The organism is Streptomyces sp. PA03-5A, assembly GCF_033792725.1.
GTDB lineage: Bacteria > Actinomycetota > Actinomycetes > Streptomycetales > Streptomycetaceae > Actinacidiphila.
The window spans coordinates 108,224-133,477 of the sequence record NZ_JARAVL010000001.1 but is presented as its reverse complement, the minus strand read 5'-3'; the positions used below and the strand labels follow the sequence as shown (position 1 = coordinate 133,477).

General features: G+C 72.5%; 21 protein-coding genes. 6 read left to right on the top strand and 15 right to left on the bottom strand.

Going from position 1 to position 25,254, the window contains the following annotated elements:
• Positions 1–4 precede the first annotated feature (4 nt).
• Entirely contained in the window at positions 5–418 is a 414-nt protein-coding gene (locus tag PV410_RS00605) for a cupin domain-containing protein (RefSeq protein ID WP_500321585.1), read from the top strand.
• Positions 419–460: 42 nt separating this feature from the next.
• On the opposite strand, the gene PV410_RS00600 is transcribed toward PV410_RS00605, so the two are convergent.
• Positions 461–1,279 (bottom strand): nucleotidyltransferase domain-containing protein, encoded by an 819-nt coding sequence (locus tag PV410_RS00600; protein ID WP_500321584.1) that lies wholly within the window; start codon positions 1,277–1,279, stop codon positions 461–463.
• Positions 1,280–1,320: 41 nt separating this feature from the next.
• Between PV410_RS00600 and PV410_RS00595 the strand changes: the two genes are divergently transcribed.
• Positions 1,321–3,120, top strand: a complete 1,800-nt coding sequence (locus tag PV410_RS00595) for a gamma-glutamyltransferase family protein (protein ID WP_500321583.1) — start codon at positions 1,321–1,323, stop codon at positions 3,118–3,120.
• 177 nt (positions 3,121–3,297) lie between these two features.
• Here the strand turns inward: PV410_RS00595 and PV410_RS00590 are convergent, their stop codons facing one another.
• Genes PV410_RS00590 through PV410_RS00580 form a run of 3 tightly spaced genes read right to left on the bottom strand, consistent with a single transcriptional unit; the run spans position 3,298 to position 5,870 of the window.
• Positions 3,298–3,816: an NUDIX domain-containing protein gene (locus PV410_RS00590; RefSeq protein ID WP_500321582.1), complete on the bottom strand. Its 519-nt coding sequence runs from the start codon at positions 3,814–3,816 to the stop codon at positions 3,298–3,300.
• A complete protein-coding gene (locus tag PV410_RS00585; RefSeq protein ID WP_500321581.1) occupies positions 3,813–4,805 on the bottom strand; it encodes a ketopantoate reductase family protein in 993 nt (330 codons plus the stop codon). Before PV410_RS00585 ends, PV410_RS00590 begins: the two co-directional genes overlap by 4 nt.
• A 9-nt stretch (positions 4,806–4,814) precedes the next feature.
• Positions 4,815–5,870, bottom strand: a complete 1,056-nt coding sequence (locus PV410_RS00580) for an ADP-ribosylglycohydrolase family protein (RefSeq protein ID WP_500321580.1) — start codon at positions 5,868–5,870, stop codon at positions 4,815–4,817.
• Between the two features lie 95 nt (positions 5,871–5,965).
• Between PV410_RS00580 and PV410_RS00575 the strand changes: the two genes are divergently transcribed.
• Positions 5,966–7,069 carry a glycerate kinase gene (locus tag PV410_RS00575; protein ID WP_500321987.1) on the top strand — a complete coding sequence of 368 codons (1,104 nt, stop codon included), beginning with the start codon at positions 5,966–5,968 and terminating at the stop codon, positions 7,067–7,069.
• Positions 7,070–7,139: 70 nt separating this feature from the next.
• Here the strand turns inward: PV410_RS00575 and pssA are convergent, their stop codons facing one another.
• From pssA to PV410_RS00535, 8 genes are all read right to left on the bottom strand, one after another.
• Positions 7,140–7,991 (bottom strand): CDP-diacylglycerol--serine O-phosphatidyltransferase, encoded by an 852-nt coding sequence (pssA, locus tag PV410_RS00570; RefSeq protein ID WP_500321579.1) that lies wholly within the window; start codon positions 7,989–7,991, stop codon positions 7,140–7,142.
• On the bottom strand, positions 7,978–8,634 hold the full coding sequence (locus PV410_RS00565) for a phosphatidylserine decarboxylase (protein WP_499514813.1): 657 nt from the start codon (positions 8,632–8,634) through the stop codon (positions 7,978–7,980). The genes pssA and PV410_RS00565 overlap by 14 nt, the downstream gene beginning before the upstream one ends.
• Positions 8,635–8,805: 171 nt before the next feature.
• On the bottom strand, positions 8,806–10,017 hold the full coding sequence (locus PV410_RS00560; protein WP_500321578.1) for an acyl-CoA dehydrogenase family protein: 1,212 nt from the start codon (positions 10,015–10,017) through the stop codon (positions 8,806–8,808).
• A gap of 12 nt (positions 10,018–10,029) precedes the next feature.
• Entirely contained in the window at positions 10,030–10,533 is a 504-nt protein-coding gene (locus PV410_RS00555) for a MaoC family dehydratase (protein ID WP_396569326.1), read from the bottom strand.
• Between the two features lie 55 nt (positions 10,534–10,588).
• Entirely contained in the window at positions 10,589–12,601 is a 2,013-nt protein-coding gene (locus PV410_RS00550; RefSeq protein ID WP_500321577.1) for a protein meaA, read from the bottom strand.
• 14 nt (positions 12,602–12,615) lie between these two features.
• Positions 12,616–13,953, bottom strand: a complete 1,338-nt coding sequence (gene ccrA / locus PV410_RS00545; protein ID WP_500321576.1) for a crotonyl-CoA carboxylase/reductase — start codon at positions 13,951–13,953, stop codon at positions 12,616–12,618.
• Positions 13,954–14,350: 397 nt separating this feature from the next.
• Complete coding sequence (locus tag PV410_RS00540; RefSeq protein ID WP_500321575.1) at positions 14,351–15,133, bottom strand: TetR/AcrR family transcriptional regulator; 783 nt, start codon at positions 15,131–15,133, stop codon at positions 14,351–14,353.
• A 109-nt stretch (positions 15,134–15,242) separates the two neighbouring features.
• Positions 15,243–17,030 carry a 3-hydroxyacyl-CoA dehydrogenase family protein gene (locus PV410_RS00535; RefSeq protein ID WP_500321574.1) on the bottom strand — a complete coding sequence of 596 codons (1,788 nt, stop codon included), beginning with the start codon at positions 17,028–17,030 and terminating at the stop codon, positions 15,243–15,245.
• 323 nt (positions 17,031–17,353) lie between these two features.
• Between PV410_RS00535 and PV410_RS00530 the strand changes: the two genes are divergently transcribed.
• Entirely contained in the window at positions 17,354–18,841 is a 1,488-nt protein-coding gene (locus PV410_RS00530; RefSeq protein WP_500321573.1) for a HEAT repeat domain-containing protein, read from the top strand.
• Here PV410_RS00530 and PV410_RS00525 read toward each other — a convergent pair.
• The 3 genes from PV410_RS00525 to PV410_RS00515 all read right to left on the bottom strand — a co-directional run bounded on the left by PV410_RS00525 (position 18,807) and on the right by PV410_RS00515 (position 21,757).
• A complete protein-coding gene (locus PV410_RS00525) occupies positions 18,807–19,322 on the bottom strand; it encodes a GNAT family N-acetyltransferase (RefSeq protein WP_500321572.1) in 516 nt (171 codons plus the stop codon). The genes PV410_RS00530 and PV410_RS00525 overlap by 35 nt on opposite strands.
• A gap of 51 nt (positions 19,323–19,373) precedes the next feature.
• On the bottom strand, positions 19,374–20,429 hold the full coding sequence (locus tag PV410_RS00520) for an Rv2578c family radical SAM protein (RefSeq protein WP_500321571.1): 1,056 nt from the start codon (positions 20,427–20,429) through the stop codon (positions 19,374–19,376).
• A 161-nt stretch (positions 20,430–20,590) separates the two neighbouring features.
• On the bottom strand, positions 20,591–21,757 hold the full coding sequence (locus PV410_RS00515) for an alanine--tRNA ligase-related protein (RefSeq protein WP_500321570.1): 1,167 nt from the start codon (positions 21,755–21,757) through the stop codon (positions 20,591–20,593).
• Between the two features lie 381 nt (positions 21,758–22,138).
• Between PV410_RS00515 and PV410_RS00510 the strand changes: the two genes are divergently transcribed.
• Entirely contained in the window at positions 22,139–22,582 is a 444-nt protein-coding gene (locus PV410_RS00510; RefSeq protein WP_499514823.1) for an SRPBCC family protein, read from the top strand.
• A gap of 215 nt (positions 22,583–22,797) precedes the next feature.
• Positions 22,798–25,191, top strand: coding sequence for an MFS transporter (locus PV410_RS00505; RefSeq protein WP_500321569.1), 2,394 nt, complete (start codon positions 22,798–22,800; stop codon positions 25,189–25,191).
• Positions 25,192–25,254: the final 63 nt, after the last annotated feature.

Here is a 25,254-nt window from a genome sequence, read left to right as displayed (position 1 = left end):
GGACATGGCGCCGCCCGGGTCGATCTCCATGCCCGCCTACCACGGGGCGAACGTGCAGAACGTCCAGATCCGCATGATGGTGGACGACCTCCTCGGGGCGCGCCACCACGCGATGTTCATCGTGCAGTTCACCCCGGGCGTGGTGGACAACGCCCCGCTCAAGACGGCGAAGGAGCACTTCCATCCGTTCGAGGAGATCTACTACCTGATCTCCGGACAGACGCGGTCCTTCTGTGACGGTGAGCAGGACCTGGCCGGGGTCGGCGACCTCGTCTTCGCGCCCGTCGGCGCGTCGCACGGATTCGCGGCCCTCGGCACGGAGCCTCTGTGCTGGATCGAGGTGCAGTCGCCGATGCCGCCGGCGAGCGGCGGGTTCACCTTCCACAACGACTGGGCGCAGCACACCAACATCGGTTGATCCGCTCGTCCGGCGCCGGGACCCGCGCGTTTCCGCCCGGGGTCAGCCCAGCGCCGCGCGGACGTCCGCGACGAGGGCGGCGGCGTCCTCCACCGCCGTGACCGGGTCGCCGAGGCCGGACAGCACCGCTTCGGCGCGGGACCGGAAGCCGGGCGGGGTGTCGGGGAGGGCGCCCGCGGCGGCGAGGGCGCCCTTCTCGTTGAGGCACCACACGCGGTGGTGGGCGTGGAGCGACTGCGTCAGCACCCCGACCGCCCGTGAAAGGCACAGGGCGGCGTGCAGGACGTCCCCGCCACCCGCGGACTTGCGGGCGTTCACGACCAGGAAGTCCGCCTCCCAGGAGGCCCCGACGAGGGCCTCGCGCAGCGGCTCCGGGTAGACCAGCGTCCGCTCGCGCAGCGCGGTCAGCTCACCCGCCGGGTCGGCCAGGACGCGGCCGAGGGCGACCTCACCGGCGTACACGGGGGACCAGAAGCCCAGCGGATGGCCGGCCTGGACACCGACCTCGTAGCGGCCGGCGCGGCAGTCGTCCCACACCCGCCCCACCCGGTCCAGGTCCCGCAGGATCCAGTCGACCTGGACGCCGTCGACGCGCAGCCACGCCCCGCCGTTCACCCAGGGACCCCAGCCGCCGGGGCCGGCGATCTCCACCGGTGTGCCCGTCGCCTCGTCGGCGAGCGCGGCGAGCGCCGCCAGGTCCGGTTCGCCCCGGTAGTACACGCCGAGGTCCCAGTCGGAGTCGGGGCGGTGCGTTCCGCGCGCCCGGCTGCCGCCCAGCATCACCGCGACCACACCGGGGACCCGGGCGAGCGACCGTGCCATGGAGGAGACTGGGGGTACGTGTTCGCGCTCGTGGGGCATCGTGCGAGTGTAGGTGCACCCCCGGCGCGAGGAGTACGGAATTGTTCACGACCCGGCCCACCCTCCAAGGCACCTTCGGCATGGCCTCCTCCACGCACTGGCTCGCCTCGCAGTCGGCGATGGCCGTGCTGGAGAGCGGCGGCAACGCCTATGACGCGGCGGTGGCCGCCGGGTTCGTCCTGCACGTGGTGGAGCCGCACCTCAACGGGCCCGCGGGCGAGGTGCCGATCATCGTCGCGCCCGCCGGCGGTCCGGTGCGCGTGCTCTGCGGCCAGGGCCCCGCCCCGGCCGGGGCGAGCGTCGACCACTACCGAGCGCTGGGCCTGGACTTCGTCCCCGGCACCGGTCCGCTCGCGGCCGCCGTGCCCGGTGCGTTCGACGCCTGGATGGTGCTGCTGCGCGACCACGGCACGAAGCCGCTCGCGGACGTGCTCTCCTACGCCATCGGTTACGCCGAGCACGGCCACCCCGCGGTGGAGGCGGTCGGCGCCACGGTCGGCTCGGTCCAGGCGCTGTTCGAGACGGAGTGGACGACCTCGGCCGAGCTGTACCTGGCCGGCGGCCGCCCGCCCCGGCCGGGAGACCTGCTGCGCAACCCCGACCTCGCCGCCACCTGGCGGCGGTTGCTGCGGGAGGCGGAGGCCGCCGGCAGCGACCGGGAGGCGCAGATCGAGGCGGCCCGGCGGGTGTGGCGCGAGGGCTTCATCGGCGAGGCGCTGGCCACCTTCGCCGCCCGTCCCGCGATGGACACCACGGGGGAGCGGCACGCCTCCACCCTGACCGGGGACGACCTCGTCGCGTACGAGGCGCACCACGAGGACCCGGTGACCTTCGACTGGAACGGCTGGACGGTCTGCAAGGCGGGACCGTGGAGCCAGGGCCCGGCTTTCCTGCAGCAATTGGCCCTGCTGCCGCCGGATCCCGCGGAACTGGAGTACGGCTCCGTCGACTACGTGCACACCCTGGTCGAGGGCACCAAGCTGGCGATGGCCGACCGCGAGGCCTGGTACGGCGACGCCCAGGACGACGTCCCCCTCGCCGAACTGCTGTCACCCGCCTACAACGACGCACGGCGCGCCCTGGTCGACCAGGCGAGGGCTTCCCACGAGCTGCGCCCCGGCAGCCCGCGCGGCCGTACGCCGCGGCTGCCGCACTTCCCGCTCCACGACGCCGCCGCGGCAACGGGATTCGACGCCATGGGCGTCGGCGAGCCGACCGTCGCCCACAACGGCGCGACCCGCGGCGACACGTGCCACCTCGACGTCGTCGACCGCTGGGGCAACATGGTCGCCGCCACCCCCAGCGGCGGCTGGCTCCAGTCCAACCCGGTGGTCCCCGGGCTCGGCTTCCCGCTCGGCACCCGCCTGCAGATGACCTGGCTGGAGCCCGGGCTGCCGAACTCCCTCACCCCGGGCCGCCGTCCGCGCACCACGCTCACCCCGTCGCTCGCGCTGCGCGACGGCGTGCCGGTGATGGCCTTCGGCACCCCCGGCGGCGACCAGCAGGACCAGTGGTCGCTGCACTTCTTCCTGGGCGTCGTCCTGCGCGCCCCCGTCCGCGGCGGCCTCGACCTCCAGGGCGCCATCGACGCGCCCAACTGGCACAACGACAGCTTCCCGAGCTCCTTCCACCCCCGGGAGATGCGGCCCGGCAGCCTCACCGTGGAGAGCCGCTTCGAGGAGTCCGTCATCGCCGGGCTCCGCAGCCGCGGCCACGACGTCACCGTTGCCGCCCCCTGGTCCGAGGGCCGCCTGTGCGCGGTGGCCCGCGACCCGGAGACCGGCGTCCTGTCCTCCGCGGCCAACCCCCGCGGCATGCAGGGTTACGCGGTGGGCCGCTGACCCGCCGCCCGGGCAGGCGCCGGCCGCCGGCACGGCCGGCGGCGCGGCGCGGACCTGTGGTGGAGGCCGGTGGCGGGACTGCTCCTCGGTCTCCGGGGGCGTTGCCATGCGCCGGGCGGACAGCCCCGTGGCCCGCGACCCGGAGACCGGTGCGGCCGACCCCCGCGGCATGCGGGGTTACGCGGTGGGCCGCTGACCGACCACCGGGGGGCGGCCGTTGACCAGTTCGACGGGGCAGGCGCCGTCCGCCTGTGCGGCCAGGGCGGCGCGGACACGGCGGTAGAGGCCGGGGGAGAGGTACTCCTCGGCCTCCTCGGGCGTCGCCATCCGCCAGGCGGACAGTTCCTCCTCCTGCAGCACGATCGCGCCGAGCGCGGCCTCGCCGAGCACGCCGCCGTCGTACAGGTAGGAGGTCAGCGGCGGGCGGCCCGGCCACTGCACCCAGTCGACGGCGAGCAGGGCGCCCGGCTCGACGTCCAGACCGACCTCCTCCAGGGTCTCCCGGCGCGCCGCCTCGCGGGGGGTCTCCCCGTCGGCCGACTCGATGGTGCCGCCGGGCAGCACCCACTTGCCGTCCTGGCGGTAGGTGGTCTCGGCGATCAGGATCCGGCCGTCGCCGTCGCGGAAGAGCGTGCTGGCCCCGGCGAGGATCTTCGGCAGGCTGTCGATGTAGGCGTCGAAATCGGTGGTCGTCACGAGCCCCAACCTACGGGTTCGCGACCCTCGACGGCGGCGGCCACCTGCGCCGGGTCCAGGCTTCCGGGGGCGCGGCGGTCGCGTGCCGCACGGTTCGCGAGCCGTCGCAGCGTCTCGTTGACCGGGACGGGTATCCCGTGGAGCCGTCCCAGCAACACGATCTCGCCGTTGAGCCAGTCCGCCTCGACGCTCCCGGTGCCCCGGGTCAGGCTCTGCCAGGACGAGCCGCCGCCCCGGGCGAAGCCGTCGACCGGTCGCAGGCTCACCCGGTCGCCGCGGACCGCCGCCTGCTCCTCCTCGCCCGCGTACGGGATGCCGGCCGCGTCGAGCACCTGGGCGCCCTCGGCCCGCGCCCGCTTGACGAGGCCGGCGGCCGTGTCGTCCCAGCCGCCGCAGAGCGCCTCGACCGCGTTGCCGAGGTTCGACAGCAGCTTGGCGTACTTCCAGCGCATCACGTCGGCCACGACCGGGGCGGCGAACGAGGACTTCTCCAGGTCCGCGGAGACGGCCCGCGCGAGCCCGTCCGTTCCGTGCGGGTAGCGGCCCAGGTGGAGGATGCCGGTGAGCGGACCGCAGGGGGCGACCACCTCGCCGGGCTCCAGGTGGGTCGACGGCAGCCACACGCACATGCCGTACACGTCGCGGAAGCGGCGCAGCGCCATGCGTTCGTTGGCGACGCCGTTCTGGGCGCAGACCAGCGGCAGGTGGTCCGCGACCGGGGCCCAGGCAGCGAGCGCGGCCTCCGTGTCCTGCGTCTTCACGGCGAGCACCAGCACGTCGTCCTCGCGCAGCGTCAGCCCCTCCGGGCCGCCGGCCACCGGGACGGGCAGCGACAGCGTCCCGTCCGGCGTCCGCAGCGTCAGCCCACGCTCGCGCAGCGCCTCCAGGTGCGCTCCCCGCGCGACCAGGACGACCTCGTGACCGCTCTCGTACAGCCGGCCGCCGATCGTCGCGCCGACCGCGCCCGCTCCCACAACGATGTATCGCACACGCGGACCCTACGGCACGAGCAGCGCCGTGCGACGGGCGAGTTCGCTGATCGCCACGCCGTCGAAGCCGAACACCGCGCTGCGCACCCGGTCCTCCAGCGGTTCGGTCCACTGCGGCGGGATCGCCGCTGCGCCGCAGAACACCCCGGCCACCGAACCGGCGGTCGCGCCGCCGGAGTCGGTGTCCAGACCGCCGCGCACGGTCAGCGCGATCGTGGCGGTGAAGTCGCCCGCGCCGTACAGCAGCCCGGCGGTGACGAGCGCGGCGTTGGGGACGGCGTGGATCCAGTGCAGCCCGCGCGTCTCCTCGTCCAGCTCCGCCATCGTGCCGGCCCAGTCCAGCCCCGCCGCGTGCAGCGCCATCGTCCGGCGCACCGTGCGGGCCAGCCGGCAGCCCGGCGGGACGTGCTGCAGCGCCGACTCCAGCGCGGCCCGGGCGTCGGGCGCGGTGAACGCCGCCGCGATCAGCGCCGCGGCCCACATCGCGCCGTACACCCCGTTCCCCGTGTGCGACAGCACCGCGTCCCGGCGGGCGAGCGACGCGGCCCGCCGAGGGTCGCCGGGGGAGGTCCAGCCGTGGACGTCGGCGCGGATCAGCGCCCCGATCCACTCCTGGTACGGGTTGTCGGCCGTGGCCGTCAGCGGCGGCTTCATCCCGCCCGCGAGGTTGCGGTACGCCGCGCGCTCGGCGGTGAAGGTCTGCAGGTAGGGAAGGCGCAGCAGCCACAGCTCGCCGACCTGCTCGGTGGTGAAGTCCGGGCCGTACGTCTCCAGCAGGTCGAGCCCGAGGATCGCGTAGTCGACGTCGTCGTCCCGCGCGCTGCCGTGGATGTTGCCGCGGGTGCACTGCGGCCACTCCGGGCGCAGCTCGAACTCCGCCGGATCCGCAGGCGGGTCCAGCGCCGGGATGTAGTCGGTCAGCGGCAGCGCCCCGGCCCGGCGTAGGTAGCGGTCGATGCGCTCCCGGGTCCAGTGGTCGCCGCGCTCGACGGGCTTGCCGAGCATGTTGCCGGCGATCCGGCCGAGCCAGCCGCCCAGGATGCGGTCGTGGAGAGAGAGGGCCATGCCTCCGGTGTACCGCCCGGACACCCCGGGATAGGGTCCAAGCGGCGCGACCTGCCGTAAGGGAGATCAATGTGACGGACGCACGGCCCGCGCGGGTGCTCATCGCCGCGGACAAGTTCAAGGGCTCGCTCACCGCCGTCGAGGTGGCGGAGCGGCTCGGGGCGGGGCTGCGGAACGCCGCCCCCGACCTCGTCGTCGAGTCCGTGCCGGTGGCCGACGGCGGGGACGGAACGGTGGACGCCGCCGTCGCCGCCGGATTCGAGCGGCGCCTGGTGGAGGTCACCGGGCCGCTGGGGGAGCCGGTCACCGCCGCGTACGCACTGCGCGACGGCACCGCCGTCGTGGAGATGGCCGAGGCCTCGGGGCTGCGGCACCTGCCGCCCGGCGTCTTCGCGCCGCTGACGGCGACCACCCGCGGCACCGGTGAGCTGCTGCTGGCCGTGCTCGACGCGGGCGCGCGGTCCGTCGTGCTCGGCGTCGGCGGCAGCGCGACCAACGACGGGGGCGCGGGCATGCTCGTCGCGCTCGGCGCCCGCCTGCTGGACGGCCGGGGCGAGCCGGTGGGCCCGGGCGGCGCGGCGCTCGCCGGGCTGGCCTCGGCGGACCTGTCCGGCCTCGACCCGCGGCTCGCTGCGACCGAGGTCGTCCTCGCCAGCGACGTCGACAACCCGCTGCTCGGCCCGAAGGGCGCCGCCGCCGTCTACGGCCCCCAGAAGGGTGCCACGCAGGAGGACGTCGCCACGCTGGACGCGGCGCTCGCCCACTACGCGGAGGTGTTGGAGGCCGGTGCGGCCGCCGAGGCCCCGGGGGCGGGTGCGGCCGGCGGGGTCGGGTTCGGGGCGCTGGTGGGCCTGCGCGCCTCTTTCCGGCCCGGCGTCCAGGTGCTCCTGGACATGCTCGGTTTCGCGGCGGCTCTGGAGCGGGCCGACCTGGTGATCACGGGCGAGGGCTCGCTGGACGAACAGACCCTGCACGGCAAGGCCCCGGCCGGTGTCGCGGCCGCCGCCCGTGCCCGGGACGTGGACGTGGTCGCCGTCTGCGGCCGCCTCGCGCTGTCCGGCGCCGCCCTGGGCGCGGCCGGCATCCGGCGGGCGTACGCCCTGACCGACCTCGAGCCGGACCCGGCGCGCTGCATGGCCGAGGCCGGGCCGCTGCTGGAGCGCCTCGCCGAGGACATCGCGCGCGACCTGCCGGCCTGACCCGGGAACGCCAGGGGCCCCGAGCCTTCCCGGCTCGGGGCCCCTGACACGTACGTCGTACGTCGTGCGGCTACGGAAGCTGCGCCGTACGCGCCTCGCGGCGGTTGTTGCGGATCGTGTTGACCCGGCGGGTCGTCGCGAAGAGCGGGATCACCGCCGCCGCGCAGATCTGCAGGGCCGCGCCCGTCTGCAGCAGCACGTCACCGCCGGGGACGGCGAACGCCCAGCAGACCAGGCAGCCCATGCTCAGCACGATCCAGGCCAGCGTGATCGTGGCGAGCCGGCCGCGGGGCTTGGGGTACTCGACCCGGCTGACCATCAGCCACGCCACACCGACGATGGCCAGCACCGTCGGGATGAAGGGCAGCTCCAGCAGCACGACGGAGATGACCGTCATCGCCCCGAAGGGGCTCGGCATGCCCTGGAAGATCCCCTCCCGCACCGTCGTGCAGGAGAACCGGGCCAGGCGCAGGACGACCGCGAGCAGCACCACGACCGCCGCCACCGCCGACAGCTTGCCGTAGGCGTCGTCCGAGATCAGGCCCCAGACGACCACGAAGTAGGCGGGGGCCAGGCCGAAGCTGATCAGGTCGGACAGGTTGTCCAGCTCCGCGCCCATCGCCGAGCTGCGCAGCTTGCGCGCCACGAGGCCGTCGAAGAGGTCGAAGACCGAGGCCATGAGCATCAGCAGCACGGCGGTGGCGGCGCTGTGCCGTGTCATGCCGCCGTCGGTGTTGCCCATCAGGTGCGGGACGAGCACCCCGGTGGTGGTGAAGTACACCGCCATGAATCCGCAGATCGCGTTGCCGAGGGTGAGGCCGTCCGCTATCGACAGCCGCGTCGACAGCGGCATGTCATCGTCGTCGTCCTCGTCCACCGCGGCGACCCACGGTGCCTGGGTGTCGGGATCAATCACGGTCAAGGCGCGTCACCCCAGCCACGGTGGTCTGGCCGACCTCGACGTCGGGCTCGACGCCCTCCGGCAGGTAGATGTCCACACGGGAGCCGAAGCGGATCAGGCCGATGCGCTCGCCCTGCTCCACCTTGGTGCCCTGCGGCACGTAAGGGACGATGCGGCGCGCCACGGCTCCGGCGATCTGCACCATCTCGATGTCGCCGAGCTCGGTGTCGAAGTGCCAGACGACCCGCTCGTTGTTCTCGCTCTCCTTGTTGAACGCCGGAACGAAACCGCCGGGGATGTGCTCGACGGACGTGACGGTGCCGGCGAGCGGCGCGCGGTTCACGTGGACGTTCAGCGGGCTCATGAAGATCGCGACGCGGGTGCGCCCGTCCTTCCACGGCATGATGCTCTGCACCACACCGTCGGCCGGCGAGATGACGCGGCCCTGGGTGATCTCACGCTCGGGGTCGCGGAAGAACCACAGCATGCCCGCCGCGAGGGCGGTGGTGGGGACGGCCACGGCCGCCCAGCGCCCGGAGCGGCGGGCGCGGACGAGGCTGATCGCGGCGGTGGCCACGGTCGGGAGGAGCCACGGCGACGCTCCGCGCGCGAGGCGTACGCCGGCCCGGCTGTCGCGTTGTGCAGAGGAATGGCTGTGGGGCATGGAAGACCTTCGTAGCGGAGGGTGCCGCAATGATGGTGCAGGGGACGGCGGCTTTCCGTGAATGGTATCGGGAGTGACCGGCAACTGGGCAAGCCAGCAGTCGAGTCAGTGGCCGGTATTTGATGACTGGGTGTGACCTTTGGCTCGCACAAAGTGTCACAACCCAGACATTCACCCCTGGATTCGGTACTCCTCGAGCAGCCGACGCCCGATGATCATTTTCTGGATCTCGGCGGTGCCCTCACCGATGAGCAGCATCGGGGCCTCGCGGTAGAGGCGCTCGATCTCGTACTCCTTGGAGAAGCCGTAGCCGCCGTGAATGCGGAAGGCGTCCTCCACGACCTCCTTGCAGTACTCCGCGGCCAGGTACTTCGCCATGCCGGCCTCGAGGTCGTTGCGCTGGCCGGAGTCCTTCTTGCGGGCCGCGTTCACCATCAGCGCGTGGGCCGCCTCGACCTTGGTGGCCATCTCGGAGAGCTTGAACTGGATCGCCTGGTGCTGCGCGATCGGCTTGCCGAAGGTCTGCCGCTGCTGGGCGTACGCGATCCCCAGTTCGAAGGCGCGCTGTGCGACGCCGCAGCCGCGGGCGGCCACGTTGACCCGGCCGACCTCAACCCCGTCCATCATTTGGTAAAAACCGCGGCCGCTCTGACCGCCCAGGACGCGATTTGACGGAATCTTCACATCCTCGAGGATGAGTTCGGTCGTGTCGACGCCCTTGTACCCCATCTTCTCGATCTTGCCGGGCACGGTGAGGCCCTTCACCGTCGGGTTCGGCCCGAAGCCCGGCTCCTTCTCGATGAGGAAGGTCGTCATCGACTTGTGCGGGGCCGCGTCCTCCGGCTGGCCCTCGTCGGTCCGGCACAGCACCGCGACGAGGTTGGAGGTGCCGCCGTTGGTCAGCCACATCTTCTGGCCGTTGATGACGTAGTCGTCACCGTCCCGGACCGCCTTGGTGCGGATCGCCGAGACGTCCGAGCCGAGGCCCGGCTCGGACATAGAGAAGGCGCCGCGCACGTCGCCGGCGGCCATGCGGGGCAGGAAATGGTCCTTCTGCTCCTGGGTGCCGTGCTGCTTGAGCATGTAGGCGACGATGAAGTGCGTGTTGATGATGCCCGACACGCTCATCCAGCCGCGGGCGATCTCCTCGACCGTCAGGGCGTAGGTGAGCAGGGACTCGCCCAGGCCGCCGTACTCCTCGGGGATCATCAGGCCGAAGATGCCGAGTTCCTTGAGGCCCTCAACGATGTCGGTGGGGTACTCGTCCTTGTGCTCCAGCTCGTTGGCGACCGGGATGATCTCCTTGTCGACGAAGCTGCGGACGGTGGAGAGGATCTCCTGCTGGACGTCGGTCAGCCCGTCGGTCTGCGCGAGGCGGCTCATGTCTGCTGTCTCCTAGGCGTTCAGCTCGGGGCGGCCGGGCTGCTCGCCGCCGCGCTCCTTGATGTACGTGGCGGTGGGGACCATCACCTTGCGGCGGAAGACGCACACCAGGGTGCCGTCCTGCTTGTAGCCCTTGGTCTCCACGTGGACGATCCCGCGGTCGTCCTTCGACTTCGACGGCCACTTGTCCAGCACCGTCGTCTCGCCGTAGATGGTGTCGCCGTGGAAGGTCGGCGCCACGTGCTTGAGCGACTCGACCTCCAGGTTGGCGATCGCCTTGCCGGACACGTCCGGCACCGACATGCCGAGCAGCAGCGAGTAGACGTAGTTCCCCACGACCACGTTCTTCCCGAAGTCGGTGGTCCTCTCCGCGTAGTTCGCGTCCATGTGGAGCGGGTGGTGGTTCATGGTCAGGAGGCAGAAGAGGTGGTCGTCGTACTCGGTGACCGTCTTCCCGGGCCAGTGCTTGTAGACGGCACCGACCTCGAACTCTTCATATGTACGGCCGAACTGCATCTCTCCTACGCCTCCGGGGTGTCGAACGTGTTCGTACGGGTGTTCGCTGCCGGGGTCACGCGGCGACCTCCAGCGGCTCCAGCTTGTTGGCCCTGCGGATCTCGTCCACGATCCTGCCGATGATCTCGGTGATCCCGAAGTCCTTCGGCGTGAACACGGCCGCGACGCCGGACTCGACCAGCTTGGCCGCGTCCGCCGGCGGGATGATGCCGCCGGCGATGACCGGCACGTCGTCGACCCCGGCCCTGCGGAGCCGGTCCAGCACGTCCGGGACCAGCTCGGCGTGCGAGCCGGAGAGGATCGACAGGCCCACGCAGTGGACGTCCTCGGCGACCGCCGCCGACACGATCTGCTCGGGCGTCAGCCGGATGCCCTGGTAGACCACCTCGAAGCCGGCGTCCCGTGCCCGTACGGCTATCTGCTCGGCGCCGTTGGAGTGACCGTCCAGGCCCGGCTTGCCCACCAGCAGCCGCAGCTTGCCGGTGCCCAGCTCCTCGGCGGTCAGCGCCACCTTGCGGCGTACCGCGGCCAGCGGCGTGCCCGGCTCGGCGGTGACCGCCACGGGGGCGCTGCTCACGCCCGTCGGCGCGCGGAACTCGCCGAAGACGTCGCGCAGCGCCCAGGACCACTCGCCGGTGGTGACACCCGCCCGGGCGCACTCCAGGGTGGCCTCCATCAGGTTGCCCGTCCCGGCGGCCGCGGCCTTGAGGGCCTCCAGCGACCGCTGCGCCCGTACTTCGTCCCGGTTGTCGCGCCAGTCGTGGAGGGCGGCGACGACCCGTGCCTCGTTCTCCGGGTCGACGGTCATGATGGCGCCGTCCAGGTCGGAGGTGAGGGGGCTGGGCTCGGTGCCCTCGTAGCAGTTGACGCCGATGATCTTCTCCTGGCCGGACTCGATCCGCGCCCGGCGCTCGGCGTGCGAGGAGACCAGCTGCGACTTCAGGTAGCCGGACTCCACGGCGGCCATGGCGCCGCCCATCTCCTGGATGTGCTCGATCTCGGCCAGGGACCGGTCGACGAGCTCGGCGACCTTCGCCTCGACGACGTGGCTGCCGTCGAAGATGTCGCCGTACTCCAGCAGGTCGCTCTCGTGGGCCAGCACCTGCTGGATGCGCAGGGACCACTGCTGGTCCCAGGGGCGCGGCAGGCCGAGCGCCTCGTTCCAGGCCGGCAGCTGCACGGCGCGGGCCCGGGCGTCCTTGGAGAGCGTCACCGCCAGCATCTCCAGCACGATGCGCTGGACGTTGTTCTCCGGCTGGGCCTCGGTCAGGCCGAGCGAGTTGACCTGGACCCCATACCGGAAGCGGCGCTGCTTGGCGTCCTCGATGCCGTAGCGCTCGCGGGTGATCTCGTCCCAGATGCGGGTGAAGGCCCGCATCTTGCACATCTCCTCGACGAAGCGCACGCCCGCGTTCACGAAGAAGGAGATGCGCGCGACGACGTCGCCCATCCGCTCCTGCGGCACCTGGCCGGAGTCGCGGACCGCGTCGAGGACGGCGATCGCGGTGGACATGGAGTACGCGATCTCCTGCACCGGCGTGGCCCCGGCCTCCTGCAGGTGGTAGCTGCAGATGTTGATGGGGTTCCACTTGGGGATGTGGTTGACCGTGTACGCGATCATGTCCGTCGTCAGCCGGAGCGACGGGCCGGGCGGGAAGACGTACGTCCCGCGCGACAGGTACTCCTTGACGATGTCGTTCTGCGTCGTCCCCTGGAGCCTGGTGACGTCGGCGCCCTGCTCCTCGGCGACCACCTGGTAGAGCGCGAGCAGCCACATGGCGCTGGCGTTGATGGTCATCGAGGTGTTCATCTCCTCCAGGGGGATGTCCTGGAAGAGCCGGCGCATGTCGCCGAGGTGGGCGACCGGGACCCCGACCCGGCCCACCTCGCCGCGGGCCAGGATGTGGTCGGGGTCGTACCCGGTCTGCGTCGGGAGGTCGAACGCGACCGACAGCCCGGTCTGGCCCTTGGCGAGGTTGCGCCGGTACAGGGCGTTGGACGCCTCGGCGGTGGAGTGCCCCGCGTACGTCCGCATCAGCCACGGACGATCCTTCTGACGCTCGCTCATGCTCGTTCCCGTTCTCAGACGTTCCGGAAGCGGTTGATGGCGTCGAGGTGCTCGGCGCGCAGCTCCGCGTCGCGGACGCCGAGGCCCTCCTCTGGGGCGAGCGCGAGCACGCCGACCTTGCCCTGGTGCACGTTGCGGTGCACGTCGTGCGCTGCCTGGCCGGTCTCCTCCAGGCGGTACGTCTTCGACAGCGTGGGGTGGATCTTGCCCTTGGCGACGAGGCGGTTGGCCTCCCACGCCTCGCGGTAGTTCGCGAAATGGGAGCCGACGATGCGCTTGAGCGACATCCACAGGTAGCGGTTGTCGTACTCGTGGTTGTAGCCCGAGGTCGACGCGCAGGTGACGATCGTGCCGCCCTTGCGGGTGACGTAGACCGAGGCGCCGAAGGTCTCGCGGCCCGGGTGCTCGAAGACGATGTCGACGTCCTCGCCGTCGGTCAGCTCGCGGATGCGCTTGCCGAGGCGCTTCCACTCCTTCGGGTCCTGGGTGTGCTCGTCCTTCCAGAACCGGTAGTCCTCGGCGGTGCGGTCGATGATGGCCTCGGCGCCCATGCGGCGGCAGATCTCCGCCTTCTGCGGCGAGGAGACCACGCAGATCGGGTTGGCGCCGCCGGCCAGCGCGAACTGGGTGGCGTAGCTGCCCAGGCCGCCGCTGGCGCCCCAGATCAGGACGTTGTCGCCCTGCTTCATGCCGGCGCCGTTGCGGGAGACCAGCTGGCGGTAGGCGGTGGAGTTCACCAGGCCAGGGGCCGCGGCCTCCTCCCAGCTGAGGTGCCTGGGCTTGGGCATCAGCTGGTTGGACTTGACCAGCGCGATCTCCGCGAGGCCGCCGAAGTTGGTCTCGAAGCCCCAGATGCGCTGCTCGGGGTCGAGCATCGTGTCGTTGTGGCCGTCCGCGGACTCCAGTTCGACGGACAGGCAGTGCGCGACGACCTCGTCGCCCGGCTTCCAGAGGTTCACGCCGGGGCCGGTGCGCAGCACGACGCCCGCCAGGTCGGAGCCGATGACGTGGTAGGGCAGGTCGTGGCGCTTGGTGAGCGGGGAGAGCCTGCCGTACCGCTCGAGGAAACCGAACGTCGACACCGGCTCGAAGATCGACGTCCACACCGAGTTGTAGTTGACCGAGCTGGCCATGACGGCCACCAGGGCCTCGCCCGGGCCGAGCTCGGGCACGGGCACCTCGTCCAGGTGCAGCGACTTGCGCGGGTCCTTCGCGCGGCTGTCCACGCCCTCGAACATGCCGGCCTCGTCCTTGTGGACGGTGATGGCGCGGTACGACTCGGGAAGCGGCAGCGCGGCGAAGTCCGCGGCCGTGCTTTCGGACGCCATGATTGCGTCGAGGATGTCCTTCACGGTGATGCCTCCGGCGAAGCGCGACGTAGGGACGCTTGAGGGAACGTCGGGGGTTGCGGTGGGTGGTGCCGTCGGTTCGGCGGTGGTGCTGCTGTCCGTGGCGGTCGCACGGATGGAGCGGGGGCGCTTGGTGGCGCGGTGAATGCCTGTGACGCGGGCGTCCGGGCCTTTGGGGACAGACGGCGTGCGACGGATCCCAGCACGCCGCCCGCCCGGACAGTTCTCACGTTATGGCACCGCGTGCCACCCTGCAAGACACTGCGTGCCAACAATTTTTCTCAGATGGCACCACGGCTTCACGTTTGAGCAACACGCGAAAGCGCCCCCGGCGCGAGGGCCTGGGGGCGCTGGTGGGATGCCGGAGGCGCGGGAGGACGCCGGGGGCGCGAACGGGCGGCTACGCGCCCTTCAGGGCTTTTTCGATCGTCCGCATGACCTCGGCGGGCGAGGCGTCCGTGCGGGCCACCGCGACGACGACCTCGCCCTGCTCGGAGGTGAGGACCGGGGCGGGGGCGGGGGTGGGGCGCCGGCCGATGCCGGTGCCGAAGGTCTGCTTGATCACCTCGAAGGCGTGGTCCAGCTGGGCCTCGACGTCCCCCTTGCCGCCGGCGCGCAGCCAGCGCCGCAGCACGTGGTTGTGGGCGGCGACGACGGCGGACGCGGCGACCTCCGCCAGCAGCGGGTCGTCGTCCCCGTCGTGGTGGGCGCCCTCGTCGAAGTGGCCCAGCAGGTAGCGGGTGAACAGCCGCTCGTAGCGGGCCACCGAGGCGATCTCGCGCTCCCGCAGGATCGGGATCTCGCGGGTCAGGCGGTAGCGCTCCACCGAGACCTCTGGGGCCTCGGCGTACATGCGCAGCACCTCGGTGATGCCACGGCACACCGTGTCGAGCGGGTGCTCGTGCGGTTCGGCGGAGTCCAGCACCTGCCCGACGCGCACGAGGGTGTCGTCGTGGTCGGGGAAGATCGCCTCTTCCTTGGAGCGGAAGTGCCGGAAGAACGTCCTGCGCGCGACCCCCGCGGCCGCGGCGATCTCGTCGACCGTGGTCGCCTCGTAGCCCTGGCTCGCGAACAGGTGCATCGCCGCGGCGGCCAGTTCCTGGCGGACACGATGGCGCTGGGCGGTGGTGGAGGACGCACGGGCGGGCTTCACGGGCTGGGGCATACCGCGAACGTACTGCATTCCCGCTGCACCGTGGGCCGGGCCCGGTTTCCGGAGGCGGTGGGGCGGCCCCAGGAGACCGCCCCAGCCACCGGGATCGTCCCGGCCGTCCCAGCCGCTGCCCGCGTAATCAGCGGCGGGCATACTCGCGGAAGCCGCGGCCGGTCTTGCGGCCGAGGCAGCCCGCGGACACCAGGTGCTCGAGCAGCGGCGCCGGCGCCAGGCCCGGGTCGCGGAACTCCTTGTGCAGCACCTGCTCGATCGCGAGCGAGACGTCCAGCCCGACGACGTCGAGCAGTTCGAAGGGCCCCATCGGGTAGCCCCCGCCGAGCTTCATCGCCGAGTCGATGTCCTCGACCGTCGCGTAGTGCTCCTGGACCATCTTCACGGCGTTGTTGAGGTACGGGAACAGCAGCGCGTTGACGATGAAGCCGGCCCGGTCGCCGCAGTCCACGGCGTGCTTCCTGATCCGGCCGCAGACCTCGTGGACGGTGGCGTGCACGTCCTCGGCGGTCAGCACGGTGCGGACCACCTCGACCAGCTTCATGGCGGGGGCCGGGTTGAAGAAGTGCATGCCGATCACGTCCCGCGGACGCGACGTCGCGGTGGCGACGGCCACCACCGGCAGCGAGGACGTCGTCGTGGCCAGCACCGCGCCCGGCTTGCAGATCTTGTCCAGGGTCGCGAAGAGCTGCTGCTTGACCGGCAGGTCCTCGGCGACCGCCTCGACGGCCAGGTCCACGTCCGCGAAGGCGTCCAGCGATCCGGCCGCGGTCACCCGCGCCACGGCGGCGTCGCGCTGCTCCTGGCTGAGCCGGCCCTTGGCCACCGACCGGTCCAGGGACTTGGCCAGCGCCGCGACCGCCTTGTCGGCCTTCTCCTGGCCGCGGGCGGCCAGCACGACCTCGTAACCGGCCTTGGCGAAGACCTCCGCGATGCCGGTGGCCATGGTGCCCGAGCCCGCGACGCCGACGCTGCGCACGGGGCGCCCGCCGGTGGCACCGGCGGCCTCGGCCGGCGTCTCGGCGTCCGGGACGACGCTCGCGCTGCCGGGGGCCTGGTAGGTGTAGAAGCCGCGTCCTGCCTTGCGGCCCTTGAGGCCGGCGGCGGAGAGCTGCTTCAGGATGGGCGCGGGGGCGTGCAGCCGGTCGCGCGAGGCCTCGTACATCGCCTCCAGGACGGTCTGCGCGGTGTCGATGCCGATCAGGTCCAGCAGGGCGAGCGGGCCCATGGGCAGGCCGCAGCCGAGCCGCATGGCGGCGTCGATGTCCTCGCGGGTGGCGTACCGGGCCTCGTACATGGCCGCGGCCTGGTTGAGGTAGCCGAAGAGCAGCCCGTCGGCGATGAAGCCCGGGCGGTCGCCGACCGCCACCGGCTCCTTGCCGAGCGAGCGGACCAGCTCGGTCACGGAGTCCGTGGTCTCGGGGGAGGTGAGCACGGTGGAGACCACCTCGACCAGCTTCATGGCCGGCGCGGGGGCGAAGAAGTGCAGACCGAGGACGCGGTCGGGGCGCGAGGTGTGCGAGGCCAGCTGGGTCACCGACAGCGCGTTGGTGCCGGTCGCCAGGACGGCGCCCGGCTTCAGGAGGGCGTCCAGGGCGGTGAGGACCTCGCGCTTGATCTCGAAGTGCTCGGTGACGACCTCGATGACCAGGTCGGCGTCGGCCGCCGCCTGGAGGTCGGAGAAGGTGCGGAAACGGGCCAGGACGTCGCCGCGCTCGGCCTCCGTGATCCGCTCGCGCTGCACGGCGCGGGCGGTGGAGGCCTCCAGGGCGGCGACGGCGCGGAGCGCGGCCGCGTCGTCGATCTCGATGCCGATCACTTCGTGGCCGGCCCGGGCGACGACCTCGGCGATGCCGGTGCCCATGGTGCCGAGACCGATGACGGCGACGGTGGGGAAGGGTCGTGGACGGTCCATCGCGGAACTCCGAATGCTGAGGGTCCGCGCCGTGCGTCTCTGCTGCGCAGGCGCGGGGGCGGGAGAGTCGAGGAGCCGCGGGGGTGCGTACGCGTGTGTGGGCGTACCCGCGTGAGAACCGGCGAGCCCTGTCCCGGGGCTGCGCCGCGATGGTGCCGAACCGACAACGGCTGCACGCGGTGGCTGCGTCACCAGGCCCACGCGTGCGTTGGTTAGAGGGTAACCGGTGAGTAACCTCGGCGCCAGCCCTCGCGCCCATGTGATTTACGCCTCCTACAGATGAGCGCGCCATTAGGGTGGACGCACGGGGGAGAGGGGGGACCGTGGAACGGGAGCACGGGGGCGCCGGTCACTCGGCGCGGCGCGCGGACGAGCTGTACGGGGCCGTACGGTCGGGGGAGACGGACGTCGCGCGGCTGCGCGGGCGCGGGGAACCGCGCCGCGTCCTGGGGCTGCTGGAGTTCGCCGGCCAGGGGCGGTGCGAGGAGCGCGGCGCCTATCTGAGGCGGCTCGCCGCCTCACCGGACGCCGCCGCCATGGTGCGGCCCTGGCTGGGGCCCGCCGAACGCGCGCGCCTCGACGTCGTCGGCGGGCGGGCCCCCGCCGTCCCTGCGCTGCTGGCCATGCTTCCCCGTGGCACGGAGGAGGAGCGCCGCTATGCCCTGGAGGCGTTGGCGGTGAAGCGCCCCATGGAGGCGACGGCACCGCTCTTCGACCTGCTCGGCGCATCCGGGCAGGAGGAGCCCTCCTGGTACCCCGGGTTGATGGAGGACACCATCAGCCGCATCGTCATCGGTCGTCACCTGCCCTTCTGGCGCTGGGCAGCCAGGACCGGCCCCGTGCCGCCCGCCGTCTGCGTGCCCCTGCTGCTGCGTCAGGCCTGCCAGGAGGCGCCCCGGGCCCGGCGGCTCGCCCTGACCCTGCTCGGCTGCGACCGCGACCCGGCGCATCTGGACCTGTTCCTCGCGGCCGCCGGCGACCCGGACGAGTCGGTGGCCGAGGAGGCGCTCGTCGCCCTTTGGCGGCGGGACGTCCCCGAGGCCCGGGACCGCCTCGCCGCCGTGCTGACCGAGCCGTCGCGCTCCGTGCAGGAGCGTCTCGTCGCCTCCGTCCTGCTGGGGAGGGCCGGTGACCGGCGGGCCTTCGAGACCCTCGTGCTGTTCCTCAACCACCGCGACGCCTGGAACACCCTTGCCGCGGCCGAGGCCCTGATCCGGCTCGGCGACCCGCGGACCGCGCGTGCCGCCGCCGCGCTCGCCACGAACCGGCTGCGGATCCGCTACGCCCTGGCCGCCGTGCATCTGCTGGGGCGGTTGCGGGCGCCCGAGTCGCTGCCCGCACTCACGTCCACCCTCACATGGCTCATGGACGAGGGGCGGACGGGCTACCAGGCGGCCGCGGGCTGCGTCGAGGAACTGGGACGGCTGGCGGACGTGCGGGCGGTGCCCGTCCTGACCCGGGCCGTTGCGGATCCCCGCCTGCGCGCCGCGGCGGTGGACTCCCTCGGCCGGATCGGCGGCCCGCAGGTACTGGAGACGCTGCTCGGCGTCGCTTCTGACGAGGACGCGGAGGTGCGGGCGGCCGCGGCGCGCGGACTGGCCCGCTACGAGGACGAGCCCCGCGCGACCGCCGCCCTTGTGGGGCTGTGCGCGCCGCCGTACCCCAGGCGGATCGTGCGCGCCCTGGTGCGGTCGGGCGATCCGGTGGCCGCAGCGGTGCTGGCCGCGGCGCGGGAGGAGGCACCGAGTGCCACGACGCGCCGTCTCGCCGGGCGCTTCAGACCAGATCCGTCGCGTACCGCAGCTCCTTGAGCGGGACGCCGTCGTACCTCTCGATCTGGTCGGTGCCGTCCGGTGCGAGACCGGACCGTTCATAGAAGCGCAGCGCCCGCGCGTTGTCCGCGAGGACCCACAGGCGCAGGCTCCGGAAGCCGCGTTCACCGGCGCGGGCCCGTACGGCGTCCATGAGCGCGCGGCCCGCGCCCCTGCCGATCCGGTCGGGTCGTACGTAGATCGCGTACAGCTCGCCGACCTCGGCCTCGTCCGGCTCACCCCGGTAGGGGCCGAGCGAGGCCCAGCCCGTCACCTCGTCGCCGTCCGTGGCGACCAGGGTGTCCACCCGGGTGCCGCCCGCGTCGAACCACTCCCTGCGACGCTCCGCGTCCGCCCCGATGTCCATCGCTTCGAGGTACGCCTGCGGCACGATCCCCGCGTAGGCCGCCTGCCATCCCCGTACGCGGATCGCCGCCACGGCGTCGATGTCATCTCGGGTCATCACCCTCACAACCGTCATGCCGCGACGTTAAGGGGGGTGGAGCCCGGTGGGCACCCGCTTTTCGTGGGCTCAGATCAGGGTCAGTTGCGTCGGCGGGGCCGGCTGGGCGGGCTCGGGTGCGGCGGGCGGCCCGGGGGTGTCCTCCTCGGGCGCGGAAATCCGGCGCGCGGTCCCGGAGCGGCTGGGCCCGATCCCGAACTCGGCGGCGAACTCGTGCACTTGGCGGGTGATGCGCCGCTGGTACCAGGTGGGCGCGTAGGCGCCGTCCGCGTAGAGCGCCTTGTAGCGGGAGATCAGCCGCGGGTGGTGCACCGAGAGCCAGGCCATGAACCACTCCCTCGCCCCGGGGCGCAGGTGCAGCACCAGCGGGGTGACGGACGTGGCACCGGTCCCGGCGATCGCGCGGACCGTCTCGCGCAACTGCTCCGGGGAGTCGCTGAGGTACGGCAGCACCGGCGCCATCAGGACGCCCGAGGGGATGCCGTGCTCATTGAGCGTGCGGCAGACCTCCAGGCGCTTCGCCGGCGACGGCGTGCCCGGTTCCACGGTGCGCCACAGGTCCCGGTCGGTGAAGCCGACGGAGACCGCGGTCGAGACGTCGGTGACCTGGGAGGCCTGCACCAGGAGGTCCAGGTCGCGCAGGATCAGCGACCCCTTGGTGAGGATCGAGAAGGGATTGGCGTGGTCGCGCAGCGCGGCCAGGATGCCGGGCATGAGCCGGTAGCGGCCTTCCGCGCGCTGGTAGCAGTCGACGTTGGTGCCCATCGCGATGTGCTCGCCCTGCCAGCGGGGCGAGGCGAGCTCGCGGCGCAGCAGCTCGGGCGCGTTGACCTTCACGACGATCTGGGAGTCGAAGTCGAGGCCGCTGTCGAGGTCCAGGTAGGTGTGCGTCTTGCGTGCGAAGCAGTACACACAGGCGTGACTGCAGCCGCGGTAGGGGTTGATCGTCCACTCGAACGGCATCCGGGACGCGCCGGGTACGCGGTTGACGATCGTGCGGGCGCGCACCTCGTGGAAGGTGATCCCGCGGAACTCGGGGGTATCGAACGTACGGGTCACGGCGTCCACGCCGAAGAGCGCGGGTGTGGTCGCCGCCGTGTCGCGGCTCAGGTTGTCCCACCTCATGCCGCCTCCTTCGTTGCTCTCCTCCCGAGAATAGAACATCTGAGCGAATAGCGTCGAGGGGATCCGGGGGATTCCCGGGACCACTGTGCGTGACCGCGTGTGACGCAGGGCCCCGGGCGTGCCGTAGGCGCCGTCCGGGGCCCTGCCGGGGCCGTCCACCGTCACTGCGGCCGCAGGCTCAGGACGAGGTCGCGCGGCAGGCCGTGGGTGTCGTGGAGGTAGTGGAAGTCCTCCTCGTCCAGCGGGCCCCGGAAGCGGGGGCGGGCCAGCACCTGCCGGCCGCGCTCCAGGAGCCGCCCGAACCGGCGCTCCTCCTCTAGCAGCACCCGGAGCGGCTCGTCCGGGTCCACGCCCTGGCGGAAGTGGTCCAGGGTGTGCCGGACCAGTTCCTGCGGCAGATCGCCGAGGCCACGGGACGGGTCGTCCCGCCACAAGGTGGTGAGGACACGCCGCACCAGCCGGCGCAGCACGTACCCGCGGCCGGTGTTGGACGGGCGCACCCCGTCACCGATCACCACCACGGCCGAGCGCAGGTGGTCGCAGACCAGGCGCAGCGACGGTTCGTCCAGTGGCCACAGGGACGGTACGAGACTGCGCCAGGGGGTGAAGACGTCGCACTCGAACACCGACGTGCGGCCCTGCAGCAGCGAGGCCAGGCGTTCCAGGCCGAGTCCGGTGTCGACGTTGCGCTGGGGGAGCGGCACGAGCGAGCCGTCCTCGAGCCGGCGGTGGCGCATCATCACGTGGTTCCAGACCTCGACCCAGCGGTCGTCGCGGGTGGGCGTGGACCGCGGCGGGGTGTCGCCGGTCCACAGGAAGATCTCCGAGTCGGGGCCGCACGGGCCGGTCGGCCCGTTGGACCACCAGTTGTCCTCGACGGTGAGTTCCACCGGGACCCCGTGCTTCTCCCACAGCTCCAGGGAGCCGGTGTCCGGACCCGTGCGGTCGTCGCCACCGAAAACCGTGACGTGCAGCCGCCCCGGGTCGATGCCGAAGCCCTCGGTGAGCAGTCCGTAGCCCCAGTCGAGGCTCTGCGGGCCCTCGTAGTCGCCGAGCGACCAGGTGCCGAGCATCTCGAAGACCGTCAAATGGGTGGGATCGCCGACCTCTTCCAGGTCGGTGGTGCGCAGACAGCGCTGCACGTTGACCAGCCGGCTGCCGAGCGGGTGCGGGCGCCCCTCCAGGTACGGGGTCAGCGGATGCATGCCCGAGGTCGTGAACAGCACCGGGTCGCCGGGCGGCGGCAGCAGCGTCGATCCGGTGATTCTGCGGTGGCCCCGGTCCTCGAAGTACTCGACGAACGTGCGGACGATCTCTTCGGTGTTCATGGGGGGTGGCTCCTTCGCATGGAGGGCGGGGAGGCACCGGAGAACGGGTCCGCTCGATCACCGGAATCGCGGCGGGGCGCCACGAGACCACCGGCGGGCCGTTCCCGGTCGCCGGTGGTGAGGAAGGGGGTACGTCAGGCGGCGGCAACCGGCGAGCTGGTCGCTCGCGCGGTCGCGGTGATGCTGTGGCCGGTGACGTTCATGGAGCCGACGATAACGCGCCACGGCCGGCGGGGCACGTGATTTCCCGCCGGGCGGCGGCCGGACCCCGTGGGCCGTCGTACGGAGGTGCCCCTCCGGGAGGGCGGCCCGATTTCGCGGGCACGCGGCCGTGGTGATTGGCTTGTCGGCGACGGCACACGGATCGACGGAGGACGGCGCATGGCACAGGTCGAGGCCACCACTCAGCGCGAGATCGCGGCGAGCCCGGAGAGCGTCTTCGCGGCGCTCGCCGACTACGCGGGCACCCGGCAGCGACTGCTTCCCGAGCAGTACAGCGAGTACGAGGTGCGCGAGGGCGGCAGCGGCGCGGGCACCCTGGTGCACTGGAAGCTGCAGGCGACCGAGAAGCGCGTGCGGGACTGCCTCCTCGCGGTGACCGAGCCGACCCCGGGACAGCTGGTCGAGAGCGACCGCAACTCCACCATGGTCACCACCTGGACGGTCACCCCGGCTGGCGAGGGCCGCGCCAAGGCGGTCGTCACCAGCACGTGGACCGGCGCCGGCGGCATCGGCGGCTTCTTCGAGCGCACCTTCGCCCCCAAGGGCCTGAACCGCATCCACGACGCGGTGCTCGCGCGCCTCGCCGCGGAGACCGAGAAGTAGCAGGCGGCACAAGGGAGGCGGCCGGAGCCGGGTGACGCCCGGTCACCTCCCTTGACGCGCCGCACGGGTACGCGCCCCATGCGCCGGGCCGGCGCCCGGTGGGCGCACGCCGGTGGGCACGTCACTTGAAAGGGTGGATCTGCCGCGCTCCGGCGCATCCCCGGCGCCCCAGATCGTTGTCGCAGGGCAGGCGCGACGAGGGGAGCGGTACGCAGATGGGCGGCACCACCGGGACGACCCTGTCCGAGGAGACCGGCACCCTCACGGACGTGACCGGCGCCGGCACGGGCCCCGAGGACCGACCCGCAGCCGTGCCGCAGGAGCAGGGGGCGCCCGTCGGCGGACTGAGCCCGCGCAGGGTGCGTCTGGTCTTCCTCGGGCTCATGCTGACCCTGCTGCTGGCCGCGCTCGACCAGATGATCGTGGCGACCGCGCTCCCCAAGATCGTCGGCGAGCTGCACGGCCTGGACAAGATGTCCTGGGCCGTCACCGCTTACCTGCTCGCCTCCACCGTCGGGCTGCCGATCTACGGCAAGCTCGGCGACCTCTTCGGGCGCAAGAGCGTCTTCCAGTTCGCCATCGTCGTCTTCGTCATCGGCTCGGCGCTCGCCGGCTGGTCGCGCTCCATGAACGAGCTGATCGCCTTCCGCACCGTCCAGGGTGTCGGCGGCGGGGGGCTGATGATCGGCGTCCAGGCGATCATCGCGGACATCGTCCCGCCCCGGGAACGCGGCCGGTACATGGGCCTGATCGGCGCATCCTTCGGCCTGGCCTCCGTTGCGGGGCCGCTGCTCGGCGGTTTCTTCACCGACCACGCCTCATGGCGCTGGTGCTTCTACATCAACGTGCCCTTCGGGCTGCTGACCCTGGCCGTCATCGCCGTCGTCCTGAAGCTGCCGCGGCCGGCCGTGCGCCCCCGGCTGGACGTGCTGGGCGCACTGTTGCTGGCAGCCGGCTCCACCTGCCTGGTGCTGCTGACCAGTTGGGGCGGGACGACGTACGCCTGGCGCTCGGACGTGATCATCGGGCTGGGCGCGGCATCGCTCGGCTGCGCCGTGCTGTTCGTCGTGGTGGAACGGTTCGCCGTCGAACCCATCATCCCGCTGCGGCTCTTCCGCGACGGCATCTTCACCGTCTCGGCCCTTATCGGGGCCGTCGTCGGCGTCGGCCTCTTCGGCGCCGCCAGCTACCTGCCCACGTTCCTGCAGATGGTGAACGGCGTCAGCGCCACCGAGTCCGGGCTGCTGATGCTGCCCATGATGCTCGGCGTCGTCCTGGCCTCCGTGGTCTCCGGCCAGTTGATCAGCCGTACCGGGCGCTACAGGGTGTTCCCGCTGGCCGGCGGGGCGCTCTCGGTGGCCGGCATGTGGCTGCTGTCGCTGCTGGAGACCGACACCCCGCGCGTGGAGTACAGCGTCTACATGGGCGTGCTGGGGCTGGGCATCGGCCTCGTCCTGCCGGTGCTGATCCTCGCCGTGCAGAACTCCGTGCGGCCCGCCGACCTCGGCGCCGCCACCAGCGCCAACAACTACTTCCGGCAGATCGGCGGCTCGGTGGGGGCGGCCGTCTTCGGCACCCTGTTCGCCAACCGGCTCGCCGACGGGCTCGCCGACCGGCTGCCGCGCGGCGTCGACCTGCCGGACCCCCAGTCGATCACGCCGCAAATGGTGCACGCGATGCCGGCACCGCTGCGCGAGGCCTATGTGCGGGCGTACGCCGAGGCCATGCCGCGCATCTTCCTCTACCTGGTGCCGGTGCTCGCCCTCGGCTTCCTGCTCGCCTTCCTGCTCAAGGAGAAACCCCTGGTGACCCAGCACGTCCCCACCGCCCGCAAGGCCGACACCGTCGGCGTCGGCGTCCCGGTGTGCGGCACCGTCCAGCACGCCGACGGCAGCACCGTAGGCCGGGCGGCCCTCACCCTCATCGATGTGACCGGCCGACAGATCGGGCGTGGCGCGACTGGTGAGGACGGACGTTACGCGTTGAGCACCCCGGGCAGCGGCAGTTACGTCCTGATCGCCGCCGCCGGGGGACACCAGCCGCAGGCCGTCAGCGTCACCGTCGGGGAACGCCCCGTCGAGCTCGACGTGGTGCTCGGCGGCGCCGGGCGGCTCGCCGGCACGGTGCGCACCGCCGACGGCACGGCCGTACGGGAGGCCACCGTCACCCTCACCGACTCCCGCGGCGACGTGGTGGCCACCACCCGTACCGGCAGGGAGGGCGACTACGTCCTGAGCGACCTCGTCGCGGGGGAGTACACGCTCGCCGCCAACGCCCCCGCCTACCGGCCCGCGGCGCTCCCCGTGTCGGTGCACGCGGCCCGGGAGACCCGGCAGGACGTCGAACTCGCGGGCGGCGCGATGCTGCGCGGCACCGTGCGCGGCCCGGGCGGCAGCCCCGTCGAGGACGCGCGGGTCACCCTGCTGGACGCGGCGGGCAACGTCCTGGACACCGTGACGACCGGCCCTGACGGCGTCTTCCGCTTCGTCGACCTGGCCGCGGGCGAGTACACCGTCGTGGCCTCGGGGTACCCGCCGGTGGCCACCGTGCTGCGGCTCAGCGGCGGTGAGCGCACCGAGCGCGACGTGCACCTGGGCCACGAGGACTGACCTGCCCCTGACGGCCCCTCAGTGCCGGGGCGTGCGCCCGCGCATGCCCCGGCGCATCCACGG

Excerpts from the sequence above, each read along its gene's own strand:
- PV410_RS00605 (WP_500321585.1), top strand. The coding sequence starts at position 5 with ATGGCGCCGCCCGGGTCGATCTCCATGCCCGCCTACCACGGGGCGAAC.
- PV410_RS00600 (WP_500321584.1), bottom strand. The coding sequence starts at position 1,279 with ATGCCCCACGAGCGCGAACACGTACCCCCAGTCTCCTCCATGGCACGG.
- PV410_RS00580 (WP_500321580.1), bottom strand. The coding sequence starts at position 5,870 with ATGGCCCTCTCTCTCCACGACCGCATCCTGGGCGGCTGGCTCGGCCGG.
- PV410_RS00565 (WP_499514813.1), bottom strand. The coding sequence starts at position 8,634 with ATGCCCCACAGCCATTCCTCTGCACAACGCGACAGCCGGGCCGGCGTA.
- PV410_RS00560 (WP_500321578.1), bottom strand. The coding sequence starts at position 10,017 with ATGAGCCGCCTCGCGCAGACCGACGGGCTGACCGACGTCCAGCAGGAG.
- PV410_RS00555 (WP_396569326.1), bottom strand. The coding sequence starts at position 10,533 with ATGCAGTTCGGCCGTACATATGAAGAGTTCGAGGTCGGTGCCGTCTAC.
- PV410_RS00550 (WP_500321577.1), bottom strand. The coding sequence starts at position 12,601 with ATGAGCGAGCGTCAGAAGGATCGTCCGTGGCTGATGCGGACGTACGCG.
- PV410_RS00540 (WP_500321575.1), bottom strand. The coding sequence starts at position 15,133 with ATGCAGTACGTTCGCGGTATGCCCCAGCCCGTGAAGCCCGCCCGTGCG.
- PV410_RS00535 (WP_500321574.1), bottom strand. The coding sequence starts at position 17,030 with ATGGACCGTCCACGACCCTTCCCCACCGTCGCCGTCATCGGTCTCGGC.
- PV410_RS00525 (WP_500321572.1), bottom strand. The coding sequence starts at position 19,322 with ATGACGGTTGTGAGGGTGATGACCCGAGATGACATCGACGCCGTGGCG.
- PV410_RS00520 (WP_500321571.1), bottom strand. The coding sequence starts at position 20,429 with ATGAGGTGGGACAACCTGAGCCGCGACACGGCGGCGACCACACCCGCG.
- PV410_RS00515 (WP_500321570.1), bottom strand. The coding sequence starts at position 21,757 with ATGAACACCGAAGAGATCGTCCGCACGTTCGTCGAGTACTTCGAGGAC.
- PV410_RS00510 (WP_499514823.1), top strand. The coding sequence starts at position 22,139 with ATGGCACAGGTCGAGGCCACCACTCAGCGCGAGATCGCGGCGAGCCCG.
- PV410_RS00505 (WP_500321569.1), top strand. The coding sequence starts at position 22,798 with ATGGGCGGCACCACCGGGACGACCCTGTCCGAGGAGACCGGCACCCTC.